Below are 20,060 nucleotides of genomic sequence, written 5' to 3' on the forward strand. Positions count from 1 at the left end.
CATCAGTGAAGAAGAATTAAACGAAGCACTCCGACTAATCAATAACCGGCCACGAAAATGCTTGAAGTGGCGAACAGCAAACGAAGCATTCATGGACGAAGTGTTGCACTTAATTTGACAAACTATCATGAGGAAAAATGCGTCAAAACTAACAGGGACCGATTCCACAGGCCATTCTCCTAAGTGATAGCCGCTTGCAATCTAAACTTCTTTTGAGGCAGCTTCTTCCGTCTTATGGAAGCTGTCCAGCAATACATAACCGAATACAACACCCGCCACGGTGGTCATGGTGGAAATCGTGTTTCCGCTTGCCGGTATGAATGCCGGAATCGGAACTGCCACTGATGTGAACGGCAAAAAGGTCATGACTACGACGTACAGCGAAGGCAAGCCGACGGCGAGGAATTTTAACCAATCGAATCCCCGTTTCATCTGCCCGGTCCTTTCCAGTAAAAATTTTGGCAAACGCAGCAGCAGGCCGATTGCCACCGGGAATAATGCAAGAAACAGCTGCGGCCGCAACAGCTCGAAATTCGCTCGGGCTGTTTCGATAATCTGGCCGTGCCATAATGTGCCCAAATAAACAATGTAACCGATAACCAACGTCCAGATAAAATAATACAGAAATCTTTTCACGCAAAGCCCTCCCTGGAAAGATTGAATTGAAATTCATCCTTACAGAGCTATACGGACAACCGCATGTTAGGTTTCATAATTCTGGAAATCGCTTCTGGTTCAGGGGCACTTTCAAACAGTAAATTGAAAAGACTGCTGGTTGGATAAACCCTCGTTGTCATAGGTCCGTTCCGCGAAAGTGACATTGTCATCATAGTCGACCAGCAGAACTGTCGCTGATCGTGTGCCATATTCCGCAGTCTTGATAAAGATGGGGGACAGGATGCGTTCAAATTCCAGTCCGACACCGGAAACCGGCAGATGCGGGTCTGGAGCCTGTTCAGAATCGCGTAAGAGTTCGAACAGCTCATCCGGGTCGACTTCAGGGGCTCTCTTTAAATACTGTTCCATCCGGCTTTTGCCCTTTACCACTTTCGGCCAGGGCGTGTTAAGCAAATGATTGCTCAGACCGTGTGTGCCGGGAGGAACTTTTACAAGTTCCTGTTGCAGGTTGCTGTAATAATACAGATTATCCAAATCACCGAGCAGCACGTTAAACCCGGTATAGGCCTCCGGATTGAGCGATTCGAGAAAATGGTTGGGCGGAGTATCAGCGGCCAAATAATCCCTCACCAACGCTCCCCGGGAAATTTTCCCCTGTTCCGGAAGGGAAGGGTCCCGGAAATTGGTCAGTGCAGCAAAGCGACCGGACCGGGTCACCCCAAGCCAGGTGCCCATTTGCTGGAGGTCCCGGCCGGCCAGGATATCAGGGTGGTCTTCCCAAAAGGACGCTTCGCTGGCAGGACGCCCGTAAAACTCGTCGCGATTGGCAGCGACAACCAGTTTATATTTTGGATGCTGTCTGTATTGAAAAATGATTAAGCACATATGCGCGGTCCCCTTTTTGCTCCTATTATATAGAAGGAAGCGCGCTGTTGACAGTCCGATGAATTTCGGTGTCATTGTAAACTGAAAAGTGAAGGAGAAAAATCGGGGCTTTGAAAAAAGGGGATTGAGGTGAATATAACAGCCGATGCTGATAATAGGCAATATTAACTTTTTAATTACCTTTTTTTAGGTATATAATGGCTGTTCACGATAAATTTCTTAATAAGATGACTACAGAATTCTCGCAGGAGATATGGGAGAGTGCAAAAGTGGAGAGCAAAACGCCGTTGGCAGACAGAGGCATTGGATCGATTACAGCTGAGACTGTCCTGGAAAGCATGACAGACGGTTTTTATCTATTGGATGAATACATGAAATTTGATTACATAAATGAAATTGCAGAAAATGCCATTGGCATGAGGCGGTCTGAAATCCTCGGGAAAAGTGTCCGTGAAGTGTTTCCGGATTTGCAGGGGAGCAATCTTGAAAAACAGTATCAACGCGTCCTTCAAACGAAAGCCTGTGAAGAGTTTGATGAATATTTGGGGGTTTTTGATGCCTGGTTCCATATTAAGGTGATCCCTCTGAAGCGGGGCGGCATGGCCATATTTTTTCAGAACATCGATCAGCAGAAAAGGCTCGAGGGTAAACTGACGGATTTTGCATATTCGGATGATCTGACCGGTCTGCCGAACCGCCGGAAGATGACCGAGATTGCCGTGTCACTTAAGCAGCAGGGAAAGAAGTTTTCATTTTTTTATATAAATCTGGATAATTTGAAATTTATTAATGCCCTCTATAATTACAGCTCGGGTGACAAAGTGGTCGTCAGTGTTGCCGAAAGGCTGCAGACACTGGCGGACAGCCGCTGCCATATTGGCCGTCTCGGAGGGGACGAGTTTATCGTGGTCCGCGAATCGGAACCGGCTGAAAGGCTGGATGAGTTTGCCGAAAAGCTTCTCGAAATCTTCCGGGAGCCGTTCGTGCTGGCTGATTTCCAGACTGCTTATGTATCGGCAAGCATCGGCATTGCCTGTATCCCGTTTGATACAGGCAGGCTGCGGGAACTGGTCGTTTTTGCTGAAACAGCAATGTACGAGGCGAAGAAAAACAGAGGTCCTTCGTATTCATTCTACCGTCCGAAAATGAACGTGAACCGGGAGCGGCGGGTATTGATCGAAAAGAGTCTGATGAGCAGCCTGGAGGGTTCCGGATTCTATTTCACTGTACAGCCACAGATTTCAGGAGGCGGCATCAATCTGTCAGGAATCGAAGTTCTTGCCAGGTGGAACCATCCGGTGCTGGGGGAGTTGTCGCCGCTCGAATTCATCGAAGTGGCAGAACAATCCGGAACCATTGCCCATTTGACGACCCACCTGCTCCACGGCGTGTTCAGGATGATCAAAGACTGGGAGGCGCGTTACGGATGGGATGTCAAGGCAGCGATCAATATGACACCGTCGCTGCTGGCAAATCCGGTATTTTTTGAAGGATTTTTCAATCTTATGGAGCAGTATGGCATTCGGCCGGGCCTGCTCGAAGTTGAACTGACGGAACATGCGGAAATGGCTTATTCGGAGACAACGATGCGGAATTTGGAATTGTGCAGGGAAAAAGGGATTTCCATTGCCATCGATGACTTTGGCACAGGCTTCTCGATGATTTCCTACCTGACTCAATTCCCGATAAATAAAATCAAAATTGACCGGTATTTCATCAGAAAAATCGGAGAAGATGCGAAGTCCGAAGCGATCCTCAAATCCTTGATCCAACTCGCGCAGAGCATCCAATGCGAGCTATTGGCGGAAGGGGTAGAAAGACCCGAGGAAGTAGAGTTTCTCAAAAAACATTCCTGTACGGTTTTTCAAGGCTATTATTATGATAAACCCTTGAGGGTAGAGGGTTTTGAAACGAAATACCTGCAGCATGAGCTATTTGGCGGCAAAAAAAATATTCAAATTCCGTGGGACTAAAGGTTTATTTTATTTTAGAACCTGTTAAACTGTATAAGAATAATAAAACATAAACCGTGAATAGAGAGAAGCAGGGGCAAGGGGGTCAGTTATATGGTTCAGGGGATTGCGGCATTATCTTTTGAAAAGGCGTTAATGGATGGGGTTCAGGAAATGGTCTTTATTGTCCGCGTGGCAAACGGCGAATTCTTTTATGAATTCCTCAACCAGGCGGCAATGCAGAGAACGGAAATGGATGAGTCGGCAATCGGGAAGACGTTTGTTGAAACGCGATCCCCGGAACTGGCGGACCTGGTTTGTTCCCAATACCAAAAAGCGCTGGCTGCAAACAGCATTGTTGTTTATGAGGACAGCTACATTGATCCGGAAGGAAATTTGCGCTATTCGAAAACCCGTCTCACTCCGATGCTGGATGAAGGGGGCGTTTGCACCCATATCTTCAGTATCGTCCAGGACATCACCAATGAAGTGGAAGCCAAACAGGAGAGCATGGAAGCATGGAAAAGCCTTGAAGAGAGCCGCTCCTTTTACCATTCCCTATTCGAACAGAATGCAGATGCAATTCTCATACTCGACCTGAAAGGCGAAATCAGGGGGGCGAACCCGGGAGTGCGCAGGCTCAGCGAGATTCCGAGAGATGAATTGAGCGGCCGGCGCGTGCTCGATTTTGTAGTCCCGGAGGACCGCAGAAAAACACTGAATAATTTCCGCAAGGCGAAAAATGGCATCTACACGAATTTCCGTATCACAATCAATCAGGAAAACAACTCGAGGCTCGGGGTTCTTGTAAAATTCATCCCCATTAAAATACGGGAAGTGACCACCGGGTTTTATCTGATCATAAAAGATATGCGCGAACTGGACCAGATGGTCGAACTGTATATCGAAAGTGAAAAGAACTTCCGTGTGATTGCGGAAAATGCCAACGATGTCATCATTCTGATCAATCACCGAAAAGAATATCTGTATATTTCCCCCTCTCTGGAAGTTATTTTCGGCTATTCCCCTGAAGAATATAAAGAGAAAGAAGCTTTTCATAATATTCACCCCGAAGATTGTGAAGAGCTTTACAAAACATTAAGTAAATCCATTAAAAACGGTGATATTTGCAAACTGCGGGTCCGTGTCGGCCATAAAAATGGTGAATGGATCTGGTCGGAATTGTATGGCACCCCGGTTTTTGATGAAGATCGGTGCTACAGCCATATGGTCATGATTGTCCGCGATATTTCCCTGCAGAAGAGTTATGAAACAAAACTGGAGTATCTGGCTTATCACGATCCGTTGACCGGTCTGCCGAATCGCCGCTTTTTCCAGGAATCCCTGGAAGCCGCCTTAACGGACTATCACAGCACCGGCAACAATTTCGCCGTCCTGCTGCTGGATATCGACAAATTCAAAGGAATCAATGATAAATGGGGACACGAAACAGGCGATGCAGTCATCCGGGAATTCGGCAAGCGGCTGAAGGCCGGGACATATAAAGGAGATCTGGCTGCCCGGCTTGGCGGAGATGAATTCATCATTTTGCTGCCGGGCATCAATTCACCGGCATCAGCGATGGTGGTAGTGGAGAGGATCAGGCGGGCGATGATGCTGCCCTGGGAATTGGATGATGCGATTCTGGCAGTATCCACCAGCATCGGCATGACGATGCCGGACCGGGAGTCCACGTTATCCTCGATTCTGAAAAAAGCCGACAAAGCGATGTATGAAGAAAAAAATCTTAAGAACCGCAATTTTGAAAAAGACCGTTTGTAAGGCTGCGCCTTCCTGCGGTTTATTTTTTTGCGATAAAATAAAATGAAGAAAATAGGATAAAAGTGTTATTTGAATTTTCAGAAATAAAAATATTCACTTTTTATGTGCTTAATGGTATGATGTGTATAATTGCTGGACCCACATATTATGAAAAAAATGTAAAATAAAATCTTTTTTTAAAAAAATATTACTATTCAAAAATTGTGGATGCATCAAAATAGTAATTTCCGCAATAACCGGTGATAGAAAATCAGCTTTCTATTCTATCTTCTGAAATTGAAATTGAGGTGAAAGGAATGAAGGCTTTTTTGTTGAAATATAAGCCTGTCCTGAATATCGCATCAACAATTTTGATTATTTTCATTTTTTTCAACACGGAAGGAAATACAGAATACGATCCGGTAGAAGGGATCAACTTACAAGAATCAGAAGGGGAATATAAAATAGGCAGTAAAGTTTCGGTGCTTAACGATAATGCAGGGGAATATAAAGTAGAGGAAGTAGCCAGTCTGCCTTTAAACTGGAGTTTTATGCCGGTATCACAGGATGTCATTAATATCGGTTTTTTTGATCAAAATATCTGGGTTAAATTTCTTGTCGACAGTAGAAACAGCAATAATAATTGGCTTCTGGTGTTGCCGCATAATTCGGTAAGGTCTGCTGTCTTCTACTCTCCACTCGCTTCAGGAGGATTTACAGAAACGGTCTATCGGTCACAAGAATCGCCTGACAATCAAAATTTCTTAATTAATGATATTGTTTTTGATCTGGAAACGGAAAATGTAACTTCCGATACGTTTTATTTAAAAGTGGAGGCAAATGGCCCGCTCCAGCTTCCATTAAGTATATGGGATCAAACCTCTTACGAAAATTCAGTCCGGGCATCTTTGATCAGCCTGGGAATTTTTATAAGTATGGTAATTTTCATTGCTGTCTATTATTTATATCATTTTTATAAAAGGAAGCAAAAAGTTTATTTATATCTACTTCTTTTTATTCTATCGGTATTAACTACAATAAATTTAATGTCAAATTACAGCATCCTGAATCTGTTCCCGCCACTTGCACCCGCGGGCAGCAATGTAATGCTGCTGACACTCGGATTAAGCATTATATTTGCAATGCTCTACACCGGCTCCATTTTGGGAAAAGCGAATAAGGAGTCGAAAGCAAGGAGAATTTTCAAATATACTTTTACCGCAACTGTTCTTTTTGCCATTTTTCAGTTTATATCCTTCACCTTTGCAAGTGTTTCCTTATATTTAATCGCCCTGGTTACCTTGATAAACATATTATTGGTGACTGTCACCAGCAGAAAGAGTGAATATCAATTTATCAAATTCCATATATCTTCAATGGTTCTATTGCTGGTAAGTCTTATCTTGTATGGAATGTTGTATCTGGCTTGGATTCCGCTGACTGAATATTATGAAACATTATTTTCGCTGACTGCAATTGTCGGAGTATTGTTTTCAGCGTTGGCTCTTGCTGCTAAAGAAAGAAAAAAAGCAAAAGATATGGAAAATTGGGAAAAGAAAACGCTGCAGCGGCTGCAACTTGAAGTTGAATCCCTGAAACAAGCTGATGCCAATAAGAATGAATTATTGGACGTTACAGCGCACAGTCTGCGAACCCCTTTATACGGGATGATTGGAATAGCTGAATCCCTCAAGGAAGAAAGCAATACCCGGCTGAATGCTGTTCAATCAAAGCAATTGAATCTTATTATTGACCATGGAAAAAAATTAGCTCAAAAAATCAATGATATTAAAGATTTTTCAAGAATCAAACAGAACATTTTTAATATCCATGTAGAACCTGTAAGCATCAATCAGTTGGTTGAAGAGGTACTGGAAGTATGCAGGCCCTTGCTTAAAGATGAAAATATCCGTCTTTACGGAACGCTGTCCCAAAATTTGCCGCAGGCGGTTGCAGATCCATACCGATTACAACAAATTCTCTATAACTTAATTGACAACGCCATGAAGCAAACGGATGAGGGAGAGATAGTGGTTTCCACTAAAAAAACAGAAAATCAAATTATTGTCACCGTGAGGGATACTGGACATGGAATTGAACCGGAAAGGATCAAGAATCTTTTCGAACCGCACCAAAACGGGGAAGGCAAAACTCTTGGGATAGGCCTACATATCAGCAAGCGGCTGATCGAACTTCACGGTGGGTGGTTAAAAGCGGAGTCGGCAAAGGGGGAAGGTACAACTTTCACCTTTACGGTGCCTGCCCACATTGAAGAGAAGGAGGATAGTCATGCAGACGATAACTCCTTTATAGAAGAAAGCAGTGTAGAAGAATTACCAGAGTCTCCGTCATTAAATTTGAGGAGCGGTAAGAGAGTCCATGTACTTGTGGTGGAAAAAGAACCTATAGACCGCAGTATATTGATCACGCAGCTTCAAAAGAAAGATTATATCGTATCAGGAACGGGAACTGGATTGGAAGCATTAAAAACGTTGGAGACGCAACAAGTTGATATAGTCATTCTGGGTGGAACATTGAACGATATGGATGGCAATGAACTGTGCAAAAGAATTCGCAAGAAATTCATATTGACTGAAGTGCCAATTCTCATGCTGTCCACAAAAATGGGGTTGCAAGAAAAAATGGACGCTTTTGTATCCGGAGCAAACGATTATCTGATAAAGCCATGTGACAAAGAAGAGTTTTTGCTGCGTGTCGACAGTTTGGCCAACCTGAAAACCATGACACAGGAAATTACAAATATGAATTACGTATTAGAACGCAATGTTAAAGAAAAAACAATGGCATTGGAAATCACCAATATGAACCTGGTTACCGTAAATGATGAAATTCAGGAAATTGAAAAATCCAGAAACGAAATGCTTTCTTCCATTTCTCATGAATTAGGTACACCAATTACATTAATTCATAGTTATATCCAGGCGGTGAAAGAAAGCCTGATCGATGAAAAAAATCCCCGTTATCTGGATATGATCCATAAAAAACTCTTGTTATTGGAGAGGTTGACCGAGGATTTGGTGGAACTTGGAAAATACAAATCCGGAAATATGACTTTGCGTTTTGAAAGTATGGATATTGATGAATGGCTGCAAAGGTTAATCAAGGAGATGGAAGCAGACATTTCCCAAAGTGGCAGAATTTTTGAATATTCCGTCTCGAGAGAACAAGTTGCGGATACAGAAAATTATCACGTTTTAATCGATATTGACCGCATGGATCAGGTGTTCTCGAACATTCTGTGGAATGCAGTCAAAAACACATCTGCTGTGGACGGAAAGATAACTGTTTCAACTGAAATCTGCATCCATCCCATAGACAATGAGGAGGATGATTCCGAACAACCCCACGGAGAAGTGACCATCACTATTTCCGATACTGGTTATGGGATACCCGAAGAAGTATTGCCACATATTTTTGATCGATTCTTTAAGGTTGATAATGAATCCGATAAAAAAGGCAGTGGGCTTGGTTTAGCGATAGCGCAGGAAATTGTTCAGTCCCATAAGGGGGAAATTTGGGCAGAAAGTGAAGTAGGGGTCGGCAGTTCGTTTTTTATAGCTCTGCCTTTGTATAAATGACTGATTCCAAGGAGGAGATAATATGAACGGAGCTACTATACTGGTTGTTGAAGATGAAGAAGGCATTCGCGAGCTGATCCATCTGTACCTTGTAAAGAAAGGTTATAATGTCATCGACGCTGAGGATGGCTTTGCAGCAATGGACTTAGTAGCAAAGGAAAAAGTGGATTTGATCCTGTTGGATATAGAAATGCCGGGAATCAGCGGACTGAAAACATGTGAGCGCATTCGTCAGCTTGCCAAGACACCAATCCTGTTCGTAAGTTATCTGAAGGATATGAATCATAAAATTGAAGGATTGGAAGCGGGGGCTGATGATTATATTACCAAACCTTTTGACTTTAAGGAGTTAGAGGCCAGAATTCGTGCGATTTTACGAAGAAATGGATGGAAGATGAATGAAGGGAAGAGTCTGGAAGTTCTGAAAATCGATGATTTGCATATACACCTGGACGAACGGGAGCTGTATATCGAAGGAAAGCAAGTTAAACTTTTTCATAAAGAATTTCAACTCCTGTTACTGTTGGCTCAAAATCCGAACAGGGTATGGACAGCTGAACAACTGTACGACAGAGTATGGGGATATTATTCTGAAGGTGAGATACAGACCGTCAAAGTCCATATCAGCAACTTAAGAAAAAAGGTCGAGAAAGATCCGGCAAAACCCATATATATCCAGACGGTGAGAGGTTTTGGCTACAAATTCGCAAAACAATAAGCACCTGGCATTGGTAATCGCAGGGTTCTGTTTTGAAATTATGAATTTTTGCAACTTACAGATCAATTGTACTTTTTCATCCGGTCTCCCACGCCCCTTTTGCGGATGGTATTATTAAGAAAGTAAATGTTATGCTTGGGAGATTTTGCTATGGATAAAAATAATGAATCATTAAAAATTGGCCTGAATGCAGTGTGGGGCTTGTTGCTCAGCGCGGGCGTCATGGTCGCCGGCATATACGCAGCCAGCCAGATCGGCATCCTTTTGGTTGCAGGCGGAATCATGCCGGAAGGGAGTGCCAGCCCAATTTCCGGAATTTTCACTGCCATCCTATTGGGAATCGTGATTCGCAATCTCATTGGAATACCGGAAATTTTTGAAGCCGGCATCGATTTTGCGGTGAAATACGCCCTGCGCGCAGGCATCATTCTTCTTGGCTTGCGGCTGAGTCTGGGGGAGGCATTGAAACTGGGTGCATGGGGCCTGCCGCTGATTGTGGCCTGTATCACCACGGGCCTTTTCGTTACCCTGTATTTTACCCGGAAATTGAATCAGTCGAACCGGCTGGGCACCCTTATTGCGACCGGTACAGGCATATGCGGGATCACCGCCATCATGGCAACGGCACCCGTCATCAAAGCGCGGGAAAATGAAATTTCCTATGCCGTCGCCAATATTACGATTTTCGGCTTGATCGGCATGCTGTTCTATCCTTATCTTGCGCATTTCTTTTTTGCCGACAATCCCGTAAAAGCGGGCTTGTTTCTCGGCACAGCCATCCATGATACCGCCCAGGTCACCGGAGCGGCACTGATATATGCACAAGTATACGATGCGAACGAAGTCATCGATGTCGCCACCATCACGAAACTGACCCGCAATGTTTTCATCATTGCGGTCATACCGTTTGTTTCTTATCTGTTTTTCCACAACCGCCTCAAAAATGGTGAAGACGGTGCAGGTGAATTGCCGAAATGGTATAAGTTGTTCCCGTTATTCATCCTGGGCTTTTTGCTGATGTCCCTGCTTCGGTCGGTTGGCGATGCAACTGCTGCTTCCGGCGGGCAGGCGTTTGGCCTTTTCTCTCCTGGAACGTGGCAGGAATTCCATAGCTTCTGGAGTTCGTTCGGCTCCACGTATATGCTTGGGCTCGCCATGGCGGGTGTCGGGCTATCGACGAACCTGCGGGTATTCAAAGGAATGGGCATCACCCCGTTTTATATCGGGTTGGTTGCGGCCATTGCTGTCGGTTCGGTCAGTTTGCTGCTGATTGCATTGTTTGGCGATCTGGTGGCTGTATAAGGGATGCAATGGAAAGCGGTCTTGACTTTTGAACGCCGTTTCCGGAAACAGGAAGAGGATTTCAGCGTTTCCGGACACGCTTCGCGGGGTATGGATGGAGTAGACTGGGAGGGATTTTCATGGATATTCAAGCTGAACGGGATCTGCTGAAGGATGACTATGGCAATTATTATATCGTTTCGAACGTTTCAGGCGATACGTTAACCATCATCAATGCGGCCTTGTATTACGCGTTCAATCAGACGATCGATGAAGAGTTCGTCACGAAGGCACGTGAGCAATATCCGAACGAAGTCGCAGCCGGCAAATATTTCGCGGACCAAGTCATGCAGCATGTCGAGAAACTGGAGCGACCGGAATCAGCCGGCAGTATTTATCCGATTGAGGAAGTCAAAAATCATTACGATCTTCACGTCAAACCGATTTATGAGGATTCGTTTCATATGTAGTAGAGGAGCCTTTGCGGATGCGAGGGCTTTTTTGCTGTGCTGAACAAAGCCGCCGCATCAGCTTCGTTCTTTTAATTCGCCAGCCGTAATGTTATACTTTTATAATCAAATTTAGAAAACGGGGGTGCCAAAAAATGTATATTGTGACTTCTACGGTAGTGGTGTCTCCGGAAAAGACCGACGAAGTGATCGATATTTACCGCAAGCGGTCAAGGCGGGTTGACGAAAATGAAGGCTTTCTTTCCTTCAAGCTGATCCAGAATACGAAGAAAAGGCATGAGCTGACGGTTCACATGGAATGGGAATCGAAGCAAGCGTATCTTGCCTGGGTCAAGAGCCAGGAGTTCAAGGAGATCCATGACATGGAAAAGAATTATCCGGATCAGGAGCTTGCGGGCATCATTCCTACGGTGCGCCAATATGAGGTAGTTGCCGAATGAAAACTGAAACCAAACAATTGATTGCCGCTGAAACGGCAAAGAGTATATATGACGCGCATCCGAAGTTATGGGAGCGTTTCGGAGAAAAGGGGTTCATCCATACCGAAAAGGATAATCATCATCACCTGGACCACTTGGAAACCGCCTTTGGAATGGAAGACGAGGCCATTTTTCTGGAGTATACGACGTGGCTGGAGTCGGTGCTGCGGAGCCGTGGTGTAGAAACGGATTTGATAGTCGATAATTTTGAACGTTTGATGAAAATACTGCCGGGCAAAGTGGAAGCGGAAGAAGAGACGTTCATGCTGGCTTGCCTGGAAAAAGCGAATGCGCTGTTGCAACAGCCATGAGCAAGAAGGAGGCTGGCATGACGATACAACCAAGAGAACTGGCTGAAATGTTTTTGGCTGGTGAAGATGAACGGGCGATGGAAGCTGTCCTCGGATATTTGGAAAACCATTCGCACGATGAGCTGTATCACGACTTAGTGACGCCGGCGATGTACCTGATCGGCGATTGGTGGCAGGAAAACATCATTTCCGTAGCGGACGAGCATTTGGCGACGGCGGTATGTGATTTTGTCGTTTCTGCTGCAGAATTAAAACGCAAGCCGAAACAAGGCGAATCGCGTAAAGTCATGGTGCTTGGACCGGAAGGCGAAGACCATTATATCGGCCTGAAAATGGTGACTTCCCTGTTTAAAGATCATGGCTGGCAGGTGCAATATATGGGGCCCAACCTTCCGCTGGATGCGGCACTCGAATCTGCGCAGCGCTGGAAACCGGATGTGGTGGCGATGTCAGCAGCCCTTGCATATCGTCTGCCGGCTTTGAAAATGTATTCGGAAGCTTTCCGGAAACTCGATTTTCACCCGACCGTCATCATCGGCGGGCGGGCAGTCGCGACTGCGGATATTACGAAGCTCCGGACGGAAGGCACTTTGGTGGTGAAAGACTTGCCGCAATTAAAAAACTGGCTGCAAACCGGAAAGGAAACGGACAATGACTTCGAAATCTCCATTTGAGAGCTGGCCGCTGCCGGCTTATCAATTGAATAGAAAGCTGGAGGTTGTGGAGTCTTCGGAAGCTGCCAATGCGATTTTTGGCAAAGCCGGGTCATTTCTGGAGCTTCTTGATGAAGGCAGTGAGGCCAAAGCCAAAAAATTTCTTCAGGGTTCCCGGTTTTCGGGTCCGGTGGAACTGAATTTTAAAAGGCGCGATGGCAATACGATGCTTTGTGACCTCCATTGCAACCAGGACAGCGATTTTATGCTGAACCTCATTGCTGTGCCGAAAGATGATAACGTTTCGAAAGTTGCTGGCCAGCTGGCCAGCATGCGAAGCCGCTTGAATGACACGAATTATGATCTTCTGCTTGAAAAGGAACGGACAGATAAACTGCTGCAGCGGGTCAGTGAATTATCAGCGCCGACCATTGATCTGGGCGGTGGACATCTATTGATCCCGCTTTTCGGTGATTTGGATTCTGCAAAAATCGAGACGATACGGGACCATATTTTGAATGATGTATACGAAAAGAAAGCGGAAACGGTCCTCCTTGACCTGACGGCAATGGATAAGATCAGTCCGGAAGGCATGGATTACCTGCGTTCCCTGCTGCAGACGTTTAAAATTATGGGAATCGACAATATCATTACAGGCGTCAAGCCGGAGCATGCCAAAGGGCTGCACGCCCTGAAAGCCACAATGGAGATGCGTTTCGAAGCCTCGCTCGCAAAAGTCTTATCCGGGCGGCGCCTGACGGACGAATCCAATCCTGCAGGAAAAACAAAATAAGCGTGGATCGAACCGGTGCCGAAGCGCCGGTTTTTACTTTTTCAGAAAAGCTTTTCAGCAGCATCTTACGTTTTCGTGAGCTGGAAAGATGCCTGTTTTTACCGAATTCGCTACAATTGTGGGGAGAAGGAGTGAAATGTATTATGCCGATAAAGAAATTCAATCATATACCTCTGGCTGTGCTCGATCTGGCACCAATCAACGAGGGCAGTGAAACAGCACAGGCATTTAAAAATAGCGTCAATCTTGCCCAGTACGTCGAGAAATTGGGCTTTAACCGTTTCTGGCTGGCAGAGCACCACAATATGCCGGGCATCGGCAGTTCGGCGACTTCTGTTTTGATCGGCCATATTGCCGGCCATACGGAGTCGATCCGGGTCGGTTCCGGCGGGGTCATGCTGCCGAATCACGCACCGCTGGTAATAGCGGAGCAATTCGGGACTCTTGAAACCATCTATCCGGGACGCATCGATCTTGGTCTGGGGCGTGCACCGGGAAGCGATCAGGGAACAGCTTATGCCTTGCGGCGGACACTTGGCAGTACCGGAGATGAATTTCCGCAGCTTGTGGCGGAGTTGGAGAATTATTTTTCGCCGAATCCAGCCGGCCGTGTTAGGGCCTATCCGGGTACTGATTTGAAAATCCCCCTCTGGCTGCTCGGTTCCAGTGGTTTCAGCGCCCAGCTTGCTGCACAGAAAGGGCTGCCGTTTTCATTCGCCAGCCATTTTGCACCGGATTATATGATGCAGGCGCTGCAGCTGTATCACCAGAACTTCAAACCGTCGAAAGCACTGGATAAACCGTACGCCATGCTCGGCGTCAATATTATCGCCGCCGATACTCAGGAACGCGCGGAATGGCTTGCCACTTCCCAGCAGCAGCAGATGTTCAGCCTGATGCGCGGGGAACCGACAACGTTCCGTGCGCCGATTGATGATATCGAAGAAGTGTGGACACCGCGTGAAATCGCGATTTACCGTGAAAAAATGGATTCCGAATCGACTATTGTCGGGACGCCGGATGTTGTGCGTGAAAAGCTCACTGCGTTCATCAATAAAACAAGAGCTGACGAAATCATCGTCAATTCCCAGATTTTCCATCACGAAGACCGCCTGCGCTCCTATGAAATTGTAGCGGATATGATGGACTAGGCTGGAATTGCCTTCCGATAACGTGCAAAAACCCCGCAAAAAATTGCGGGGTTTTTCATTGGGAAAATTTTGCCGAATGAAAATATAGGACTTTCACGTGGGTATCGCTTCGATTATTGAAGGTCTTTCGTTTTGTCCACTTCGCGTTTCTGTTCAGCAGGGGCGTCATCTTCTTCGTTGAAAGGTGAGTAATCCGGAGCCCCTTCACCGATCATATCCATCGCAGCATAAAAGTCCTCGTCCAATTGGCGTTCCAGTTCCCTCAAATCAGAAAATTTGCGTTCCATAACTATCAGCCTCCTCCTGAATTAAGATGCAGCACCAGCCGAAGAAGAGTATCCCGTTACCTTGATTATACTGATTTTTCAGTTTTTTTTAAAAGCAGAATGTCTTGAAAAATGGACGCCTGAACCAAAAAAAACCCCTGCTGAAGAGAATCAGCAGGGGTTTCAGGCTGTCGAGAAACCATCAATTTTTATAATCATTCCGTTTTAGACGGATGCTTTCCGCGGGGAGCGGCCTGAGCCTCCTCATCGCTGACGCTCTTGCGGGGTCTCAGGACTCGCTCTGGTTCCCGCAGGAAAGACATTGTCCGAAGCTTGCGAGGACAAGGCTTTGCGACGAAGCAGCGGAGCGATGCAGGAGCACATCTTTGCCCTTCACCGTCTGTTACTTCATTCTGATTAAGTTCCGGCATAAAGTATCTACTTATATAGTATAAACAAGCTAAAATGAATATCTTATATAGAAAATGTTTAAAGATATGGAGTAAAACAGCGAAGACGCCTTGGGGAGCAGGCGAATGCCGACGAAGTGCAAGATCCACTCGGGCGAAGTGCAACGAGACCGAGTTAGCTCAGCGCAAGCCAAGAGTTGACCGTAGCCTGCAAGGCCGGCTCTTTGCGACGAAGCTAGCGCAGCGATGCAGGAGCACACATAAAGAATCGTGCTCCTGCAGTGCTACGCACTTCGTCGCAAAGGCATTACCCTCGCAGGCGTCGGATAATGCCTTCGAAGCTGTTTTGCGCAATATCGGTTAGAAATTTTATTTCCTCAATTTTTTGATGCTTCAGCATTCAGCAGCATCGTTTCGAAATACAGGGCTGGCGATGTTTCGTTCCATTCCTGGGAAGCGGGGTCTGCCGTACGCTCTTCGATATAGCCGTATGCCAGCTGGGTGCGCGGGTCATCGTTGATCGGCAGTTTGACGAGCGGGCCAGCCGGTGTCAGCCAGTTCAGCTGCTGGTAGCGGTTATCAAGAGCAAAATCAATCCACTTGTCTTCTGTTTCTTCGCTTTCAAAAAATGGTTCATCGGCAATCATCAGCCAGGTATGAAGATAATGTTTCGGCGGAAGCCAGAAGCTTTTTTCAAGCATTCCTTCTTCAATCTCAAAGTTCGGATTTTCCGTGCGGAGCTCATGGGCCTTGCCGCCATTTGCCTGCGGAATGATCCGTGACACGTATAAATTGCCCTGCAGGAAATGAGTGCCGTCCGATTTGATGGTGCCGAATGGATTGCTTGTCGGATCTTCGCCGAACACGTCATCCCCTTCGTTTATCACGGGACGCGGGTTCCAGGATTTTGTTTCCGGATCTTCGAGTCCTTTATGGATCAGTGAGATGGCCAGCGGCACCCAACCGGTATTATGCAATTCATCGAAAATGATGGTCACACCGTTTTCCAATGTGCGTTCGGTCAGCGTATAAGTGCCGACATCGAACCCCACAAACGTCATCTCTCGGACCGTTGTTTCATCTGTAGCCTGTTGTGTGGTCTCGGGTTCGCCAAGGGTCAGGAATGTCGGTTTCTTGATGGTCATGGTCACGCCGTCTTCGTCATATATCGTCTCTTCGTTCGTCAGGAACATCACTGCTGTAAAGATGATGAGTGTCATGAAAAAAAGAACGAATAATAGGATCATCATTTTTCTGAACAAAATTTCCACCTCGTATTTCATTTAAACGCATTGACGTAATTATATCACGGCAAAGATTGCTGTGCGGAGGTCAGTTTTGAGCAACAGATGAACGTTTGCGCAATCAAAAAACCAGCGGAAGAAAATATCCGCTGGTTCTTGTCCTGCAGGTGGCTTCACAAAACTTTCTCTAAAAAGTCGCGTGCCCGTTCTGTTTTTGGATTGTCAAAAAAATCAGCAGGCGATCCTTCTTCGACGAGAGTGCCGTGGTCGAGGAAAATCACGCGGTCGGCGACTTCACGGGCAAAGCCCATTTCATGGGTGACGACCACCATTGTCATGCCGGATTTTGCCAGGTCTTTCATGACATCGAGCACTTCCTTGACCATTTCGGGGTCGAGGGCAGATGTCGGTTCGTCGAACAGCAGCAGTTCCGGCTCCATCGCAAGTGCACGGGCGATGGCGACCCGCTGTTTCTGGCCGCCCGACAGGCTGGAAGGATAGGCTGCCGCTTTATCGGACAAACCGACTTTCGCCAGCAGCCCTTTCGCCTGTTCGTTGGCTTCGGCTCGTTTCAGGCCTTTCACTTTGATTGGTGCATACGTCAGGTTTTGGAGCACTGTCAAATGCGGAAACAGGTGGAAATGCTGGAACACCATGCCGATTTGCTGGCGGCTCCTGTCAATATTCGCCCCTTTGGCGCTGAGGTCGACGCCATTGATGAGAACCGTTCCGGAAGTCGGCTGCTCCAATAGATTCAGGCAGCGCAGTAACGTAGATTTTCCGGAACCGGATGGGCCGATAATCGACACGACTTCGCCTGATTTTATGGTGGCGGAAATGTCATTGAGCACCAGGTTCGAGCCGAATTTCTTATAAAGATTCTGTACGTTAATCACTTAACTTCAGCCTCCGTTCAATCATTCTTCCGATGACAGTGAGAACCATGACCATGCACCAGTAGATGAATCCAACAAACAGGAGGGGTTCAAAATTCCGGAACAGGTCCGAACCGACCACCTGTGCGCGGCGCATGAGGTCGAGGTAGCCGATGGTCGACACGATGGCCGATTCCTTGGTCAGGGTGATGAATTCATTCATCAACGCCGGCAGTATATTTTTCAAAGCCTGCGGCAGGATGATGTCCTTCATCATTGCGCGGTATGGGATGCCGAGCGCCTGGGCCGCTTCCATCTGGCCCTTGTCGACCGCCTGGATGCCGGCGCGGATGATTTCAGATATGTAGGCGGATGAATTCAGGCCGAAAGCAAGGACTGCAGACGTAAATGCCTCAATATCGTAGCCCGTCAATTGAGGGACGGAATAGTAGATGATCATCAACTGCAGGATCAGGGGAGTTCCTCGGAAAATTGATGTATAGGCATCAGCAAACCAGCGGAGGGGCTTGACGGTGCCGATTTTGAACAGGGCAAGCACAGTACCCAGAATGGAACCCACGATAATGGAGACGATGACAAACTGGATGGTTGTCCAGATGCCTTTCAGCATAAATGGAATGTAGGGAACAATTTGTGAGAAGTCGAGATTCATAAATGGCCAGCTCATTTCCGGTTAAAGATTTGTTATAAAGGAAGAACCATAGGAATGGCTTCCTCTGATTCGGGGGTATGTTATTTTTCTTCGCTCAGCCATTTGTCCTGCAATTCTTTCAGGAAGCCGCTTTCTTCAGCTTCTGCCAGCACTTCATTGATTTCGTCCACTAAGTCACTGCCTTTCGGGAAGGCTACAGCCATGCCGGGCGAGTTCGTTGTGGGATCGTCAAAAGCTTCCAGATCCTGTTGTTCCAGGTAACCGAGCGCCACTTCCTTGTCCATGTATGCGGCTTCGATGCGGCCGGAGAGGATTTCCTGGATCAAAGCACCGGAATCATCCAACGCTTTCAATTCGAAATTAACGTTTTCTTCTTCAAGGATTTTGTTCGCGCCTTCTTCCTGTATGGTGCCGAGCTGAACGCCGACTGTCGCGCCTTCGAGGTCTTCAAGGCTTTTGATATCAGATCCGGCTGGTGTGACGAACATTTCGCCCGAATGATTATACTCTGTGGAGAAATCCACATTCTCGCGGCGTGAATCCGTTGCCGACATTCCGGCAATAACGATGTCGACGCGATCGTTTTGCAATGCCCCAATCAGCCCGTCGAATTTCATATCTGTAATTTCCAGTTCGTAGCCGAGTTCATCCGCTATGTAATTGGCAAGGTCGATGTCAAAACCGACGAATTCCCCTTCAGCATTGATGGATTCAAATGGAGGGAATTCGGCTGAGGTCCCCATTTCAAGCACTTTCTTTTCTTCAGTATCCGCTGCCGTGTCGTCGCTGCAGGCACCCAACAGCAAAGCCGATGATGCCAATAAACCGATGAACAATGATTTCTTTTTCATAAATGATTCCTCCAGTAAAAAGTATTTTTATTCGTTACGTTGTATAATAAGGGGTATATTATTCATTGTAAAGAGTAAATATACTATTTTGTGAATAATTATGTATTTAGATTATTCTGCATTTTACGGAAAGATGCTGTATCATTAAGAGCAGAGGGGAGGCTGGGCAATGAAGAAATTGCTGTTGACGGGCTTTGAACCGTTTTTGGATTTTACATTGAATCCAACGATGAATGTAGTGGAAGAATTGAACAACGCTATGATAGGGGAGTATCAGGTGATCGGCAGAATTTTGCCGGTCGACTTTGCAAAAGCGGGCGGAATGATTATCGATCTGATGGAGGAGATAGAGCCGGAGGCAGTTGTTTCATTGGGCCTTGCAGCGGGTCGTTTCAAATTGACCCCTGAACGGATGGCCATCAACTTCAAGGACGGCCCGGCTGATAACGAAGGCAATCAGCCGGTTGATGAAATGGTGCAACTGGAGGGGGCGGCAGGATATCTGTCGACCTTGCCAATCCGAAAAATGGTCAGCCGCCTGATGGAAGAAGGTTTGCCGGCCGCTGTTTCCAATTCAGCCGGTGCATATTTATGCAATAACGTTATGTACGAAGCGCTCCATTACGCACACATACATAAAAAAGACATGCCTGCCGGCTTTCTTCATATGCCGGCGTCCCATGAGCTGGCAATCGAGCACGGCAATGTGCCAAGCTGGCCGCATCGGGACCTGGTAAAAGGTGTGCGGATTTGTTTGGAGGTTCTGGTTTCGGAAGAAGCGGCAAAGCCGGATACTGAGAATGTGAGTTCAGCAATGTAAGAATGTTTTTCGGAGGAGGGATATGTTGAAAAGAGGCACCATACATCCCCTTATACTGGCAGGGCTGTTCATCAGTTCGATAACAATGGTGTTTTACGCATACGAGAAATACCATACAGGTCAGATCACGCTGGGGATAGTATTTATCTCTCTAAGCATTATGCTGCTGGGGCTTGCAGTTTATGGAGGGAAAAGAAACCGGAGAATCGGAACAGGTGATTGAACCAAAAAAACAGAGGATCCAGGAGGC

The 20,060-nt window shown here is 46.4% G+C and carries 20 protein-coding genes and 1 pseudogene; 14 read left to right on the forward strand and 7 right to left on the reverse strand.

Annotated features, from left to right (window positions below):
• A pseudogene (locus DIJ65_RS16740) lies at positions 1-118 on the forward strand (IS30 family transposase); the annotation flags it as partial.
• A gap of 83 nt (positions 119-201) precedes the next feature.
• Here DIJ65_RS16740 and DIJ65_RS00010 read toward each other — a convergent pair.
• Both DIJ65_RS00010 and DIJ65_RS00015 read right to left on the reverse strand, forming a co-directional pair.
• The gene (locus DIJ65_RS00010) at positions 202-636 is read right to left on the reverse strand and encodes a hypothetical protein (protein WP_117299864.1); all 435 of its coding nucleotides are present in this window, start codon (positions 634-636) and stop codon (positions 202-204) included.
• Between the two features lie 111 nt (positions 637-747).
• A complete protein-coding gene (locus tag DIJ65_RS00015; protein WP_117299862.1) occupies positions 748-1,503 on the reverse strand; it encodes an NRDE family protein in 756 nt (251 codons plus the stop codon).
• A gap of 269 nt (positions 1,504-1,772) precedes the next feature.
• Here DIJ65_RS00015 and DIJ65_RS00020 point away from each other — a divergent pair, with 269 nt between their 5' ends.
• The 11 genes from DIJ65_RS00020 (at position 1,773) to DIJ65_RS00070 (ending at position 14,671) form a co-directional block, all read left to right on the forward strand.
• On the forward strand, positions 1,773-3,476 hold the full coding sequence (locus tag DIJ65_RS00020; protein WP_185959453.1) for a sensor domain-containing protein: 1,704 nt from the start codon (positions 1,773-1,775) through the stop codon (positions 3,474-3,476).
• A gap of 93 nt (positions 3,477-3,569) precedes the next feature.
• Entirely contained in the window at positions 3,570-5,237 is a 1,668-nt protein-coding gene (locus tag DIJ65_RS00025) for a diguanylate cyclase domain-containing protein (protein WP_117299859.1), read from the forward strand.
• 296 nt (positions 5,238-5,533) lie between these two features.
• Positions 5,534-8,815, forward strand: a complete 3,282-nt coding sequence (locus DIJ65_RS00030) for an ATP-binding protein (RefSeq protein WP_117299857.1) — start codon at positions 5,534-5,536, stop codon at positions 8,813-8,815.
• A 22-nt stretch (positions 8,816-8,837) separates the two neighbouring features.
• Positions 8,838-9,533 carry a response regulator transcription factor gene (locus DIJ65_RS00035; RefSeq protein WP_117299855.1) on the forward strand — a complete coding sequence of 232 codons (696 nt, stop codon included), beginning with the start codon at positions 8,838-8,840 and terminating at the stop codon, positions 9,531-9,533.
• Between the two features lie 150 nt (positions 9,534-9,683).
• Entirely contained in the window at positions 9,684-10,835 is a 1,152-nt protein-coding gene (locus DIJ65_RS00040; protein WP_117299853.1) for a YeiH family protein, read from the forward strand.
• Between the two features lie 119 nt (positions 10,836-10,954).
• Positions 10,955-11,284, forward strand: a complete 330-nt coding sequence (locus DIJ65_RS00045; protein ID WP_117299851.1) for a hypothetical protein — start codon at positions 10,955-10,957, stop codon at positions 11,282-11,284.
• Between the two features lie 134 nt (positions 11,285-11,418).
• Positions 11,419-11,724, forward strand: a complete 306-nt coding sequence (locus DIJ65_RS00050) for an antibiotic biosynthesis monooxygenase family protein (RefSeq protein ID WP_117299850.1) — start codon at positions 11,419-11,421, stop codon at positions 11,722-11,724.
• Positions 11,721-12,074, forward strand: coding sequence for a hypothetical protein (locus tag DIJ65_RS00055; RefSeq protein WP_071152084.1), 354 nt, complete (start codon positions 11,721-11,723; stop codon positions 12,072-12,074). The genes DIJ65_RS00050 and DIJ65_RS00055 overlap by 4 nt, the downstream gene beginning before the upstream one ends.
• Before the next feature lie 17 nt (positions 12,075-12,091).
• On the forward strand, positions 12,092-12,748 hold the full coding sequence (locus DIJ65_RS00060; RefSeq protein WP_071152085.1) for a cobalamin B12-binding domain-containing protein: 657 nt from the start codon (positions 12,092-12,094) through the stop codon (positions 12,746-12,748).
• On the forward strand, positions 12,726-13,520 hold the full coding sequence (locus DIJ65_RS00065) for an STAS domain-containing protein (protein WP_117299848.1): 795 nt from the start codon (positions 12,726-12,728) through the stop codon (positions 13,518-13,520). The genes DIJ65_RS00060 and DIJ65_RS00065 overlap by 23 nt, the downstream gene beginning before the upstream one ends.
• A gap of 143 nt (positions 13,521-13,663) precedes the next feature.
• Positions 13,664-14,671 carry an LLM class flavin-dependent oxidoreductase gene (locus DIJ65_RS00070; protein ID WP_071152088.1) on the forward strand — a complete coding sequence of 336 codons (1,008 nt, stop codon included), beginning with the start codon at positions 13,664-13,666 and terminating at the stop codon, positions 14,669-14,671.
• Positions 14,672-14,784: 113 nt separating this feature from the next.
• Here the strand turns inward: DIJ65_RS00070 and DIJ65_RS16170 are convergent, their stop codons facing one another.
• From DIJ65_RS16170 to DIJ65_RS00090, 5 genes are all read right to left on the reverse strand, one after another.
• Positions 14,785-14,958, reverse strand: coding sequence for a hypothetical protein (locus DIJ65_RS16170; protein ID WP_169816770.1), 174 nt, complete (start codon positions 14,956-14,958; stop codon positions 14,785-14,787).
• A 766-nt stretch (positions 14,959-15,724) separates the two neighbouring features.
• A complete protein-coding gene (locus tag DIJ65_RS00075; protein WP_185959454.1) occupies positions 15,725-16,609 on the reverse strand; it encodes a hypothetical protein in 885 nt (294 codons plus the stop codon).
• Between the two features lie 155 nt (positions 16,610-16,764).
• Positions 16,765-17,487 carry an amino acid ABC transporter ATP-binding protein gene (locus DIJ65_RS00080; protein ID WP_071152087.1) on the reverse strand — a complete coding sequence of 241 codons (723 nt, stop codon included), beginning with the start codon at positions 17,485-17,487 and terminating at the stop codon, positions 16,765-16,767.
• A complete protein-coding gene (locus DIJ65_RS00085) occupies positions 17,480-18,139 on the reverse strand; it encodes an amino acid ABC transporter permease (RefSeq protein WP_117299847.1) in 660 nt (219 codons plus the stop codon). Before DIJ65_RS00085 ends, DIJ65_RS00080 begins: the two co-directional genes overlap by 8 nt.
• Before the next feature lie 80 nt (positions 18,140-18,219).
• Positions 18,220-18,990: an ABC transporter substrate-binding protein gene (locus DIJ65_RS00090; RefSeq protein WP_117299846.1), complete on the reverse strand. Its 771-nt coding sequence runs from the start codon at positions 18,988-18,990 to the stop codon at positions 18,220-18,222.
• Positions 18,991-19,159: 169 nt separating this feature from the next.
• Between DIJ65_RS00090 and DIJ65_RS00095 the strand changes: the two genes are divergently transcribed.
• Both DIJ65_RS00095 and DIJ65_RS00100 read left to right on the forward strand, forming a co-directional pair.
• Positions 19,160-19,810: a pyroglutamyl-peptidase I gene (locus DIJ65_RS00095; protein WP_117299844.1), complete on the forward strand. Its 651-nt coding sequence runs from the start codon at positions 19,160-19,162 to the stop codon at positions 19,808-19,810.
• A gap of 22 nt (positions 19,811-19,832) precedes the next feature.
• Positions 19,833-20,033, forward strand: coding sequence for a hypothetical protein (locus DIJ65_RS00100; protein WP_142836451.1), 201 nt, complete (start codon positions 19,833-19,835; stop codon positions 20,031-20,033).
• The last annotated feature ends 27 nt before the right edge of the window (positions 20,034-20,060 follow it).

It is taken from the genome of Planococcus salinarum (genome assembly GCF_007004625.1).
Taxonomy (GTDB): Bacteria; Bacillota; Bacilli; order Bacillales_A; family Planococcaceae; genus Planococcus; species Planococcus salinarum.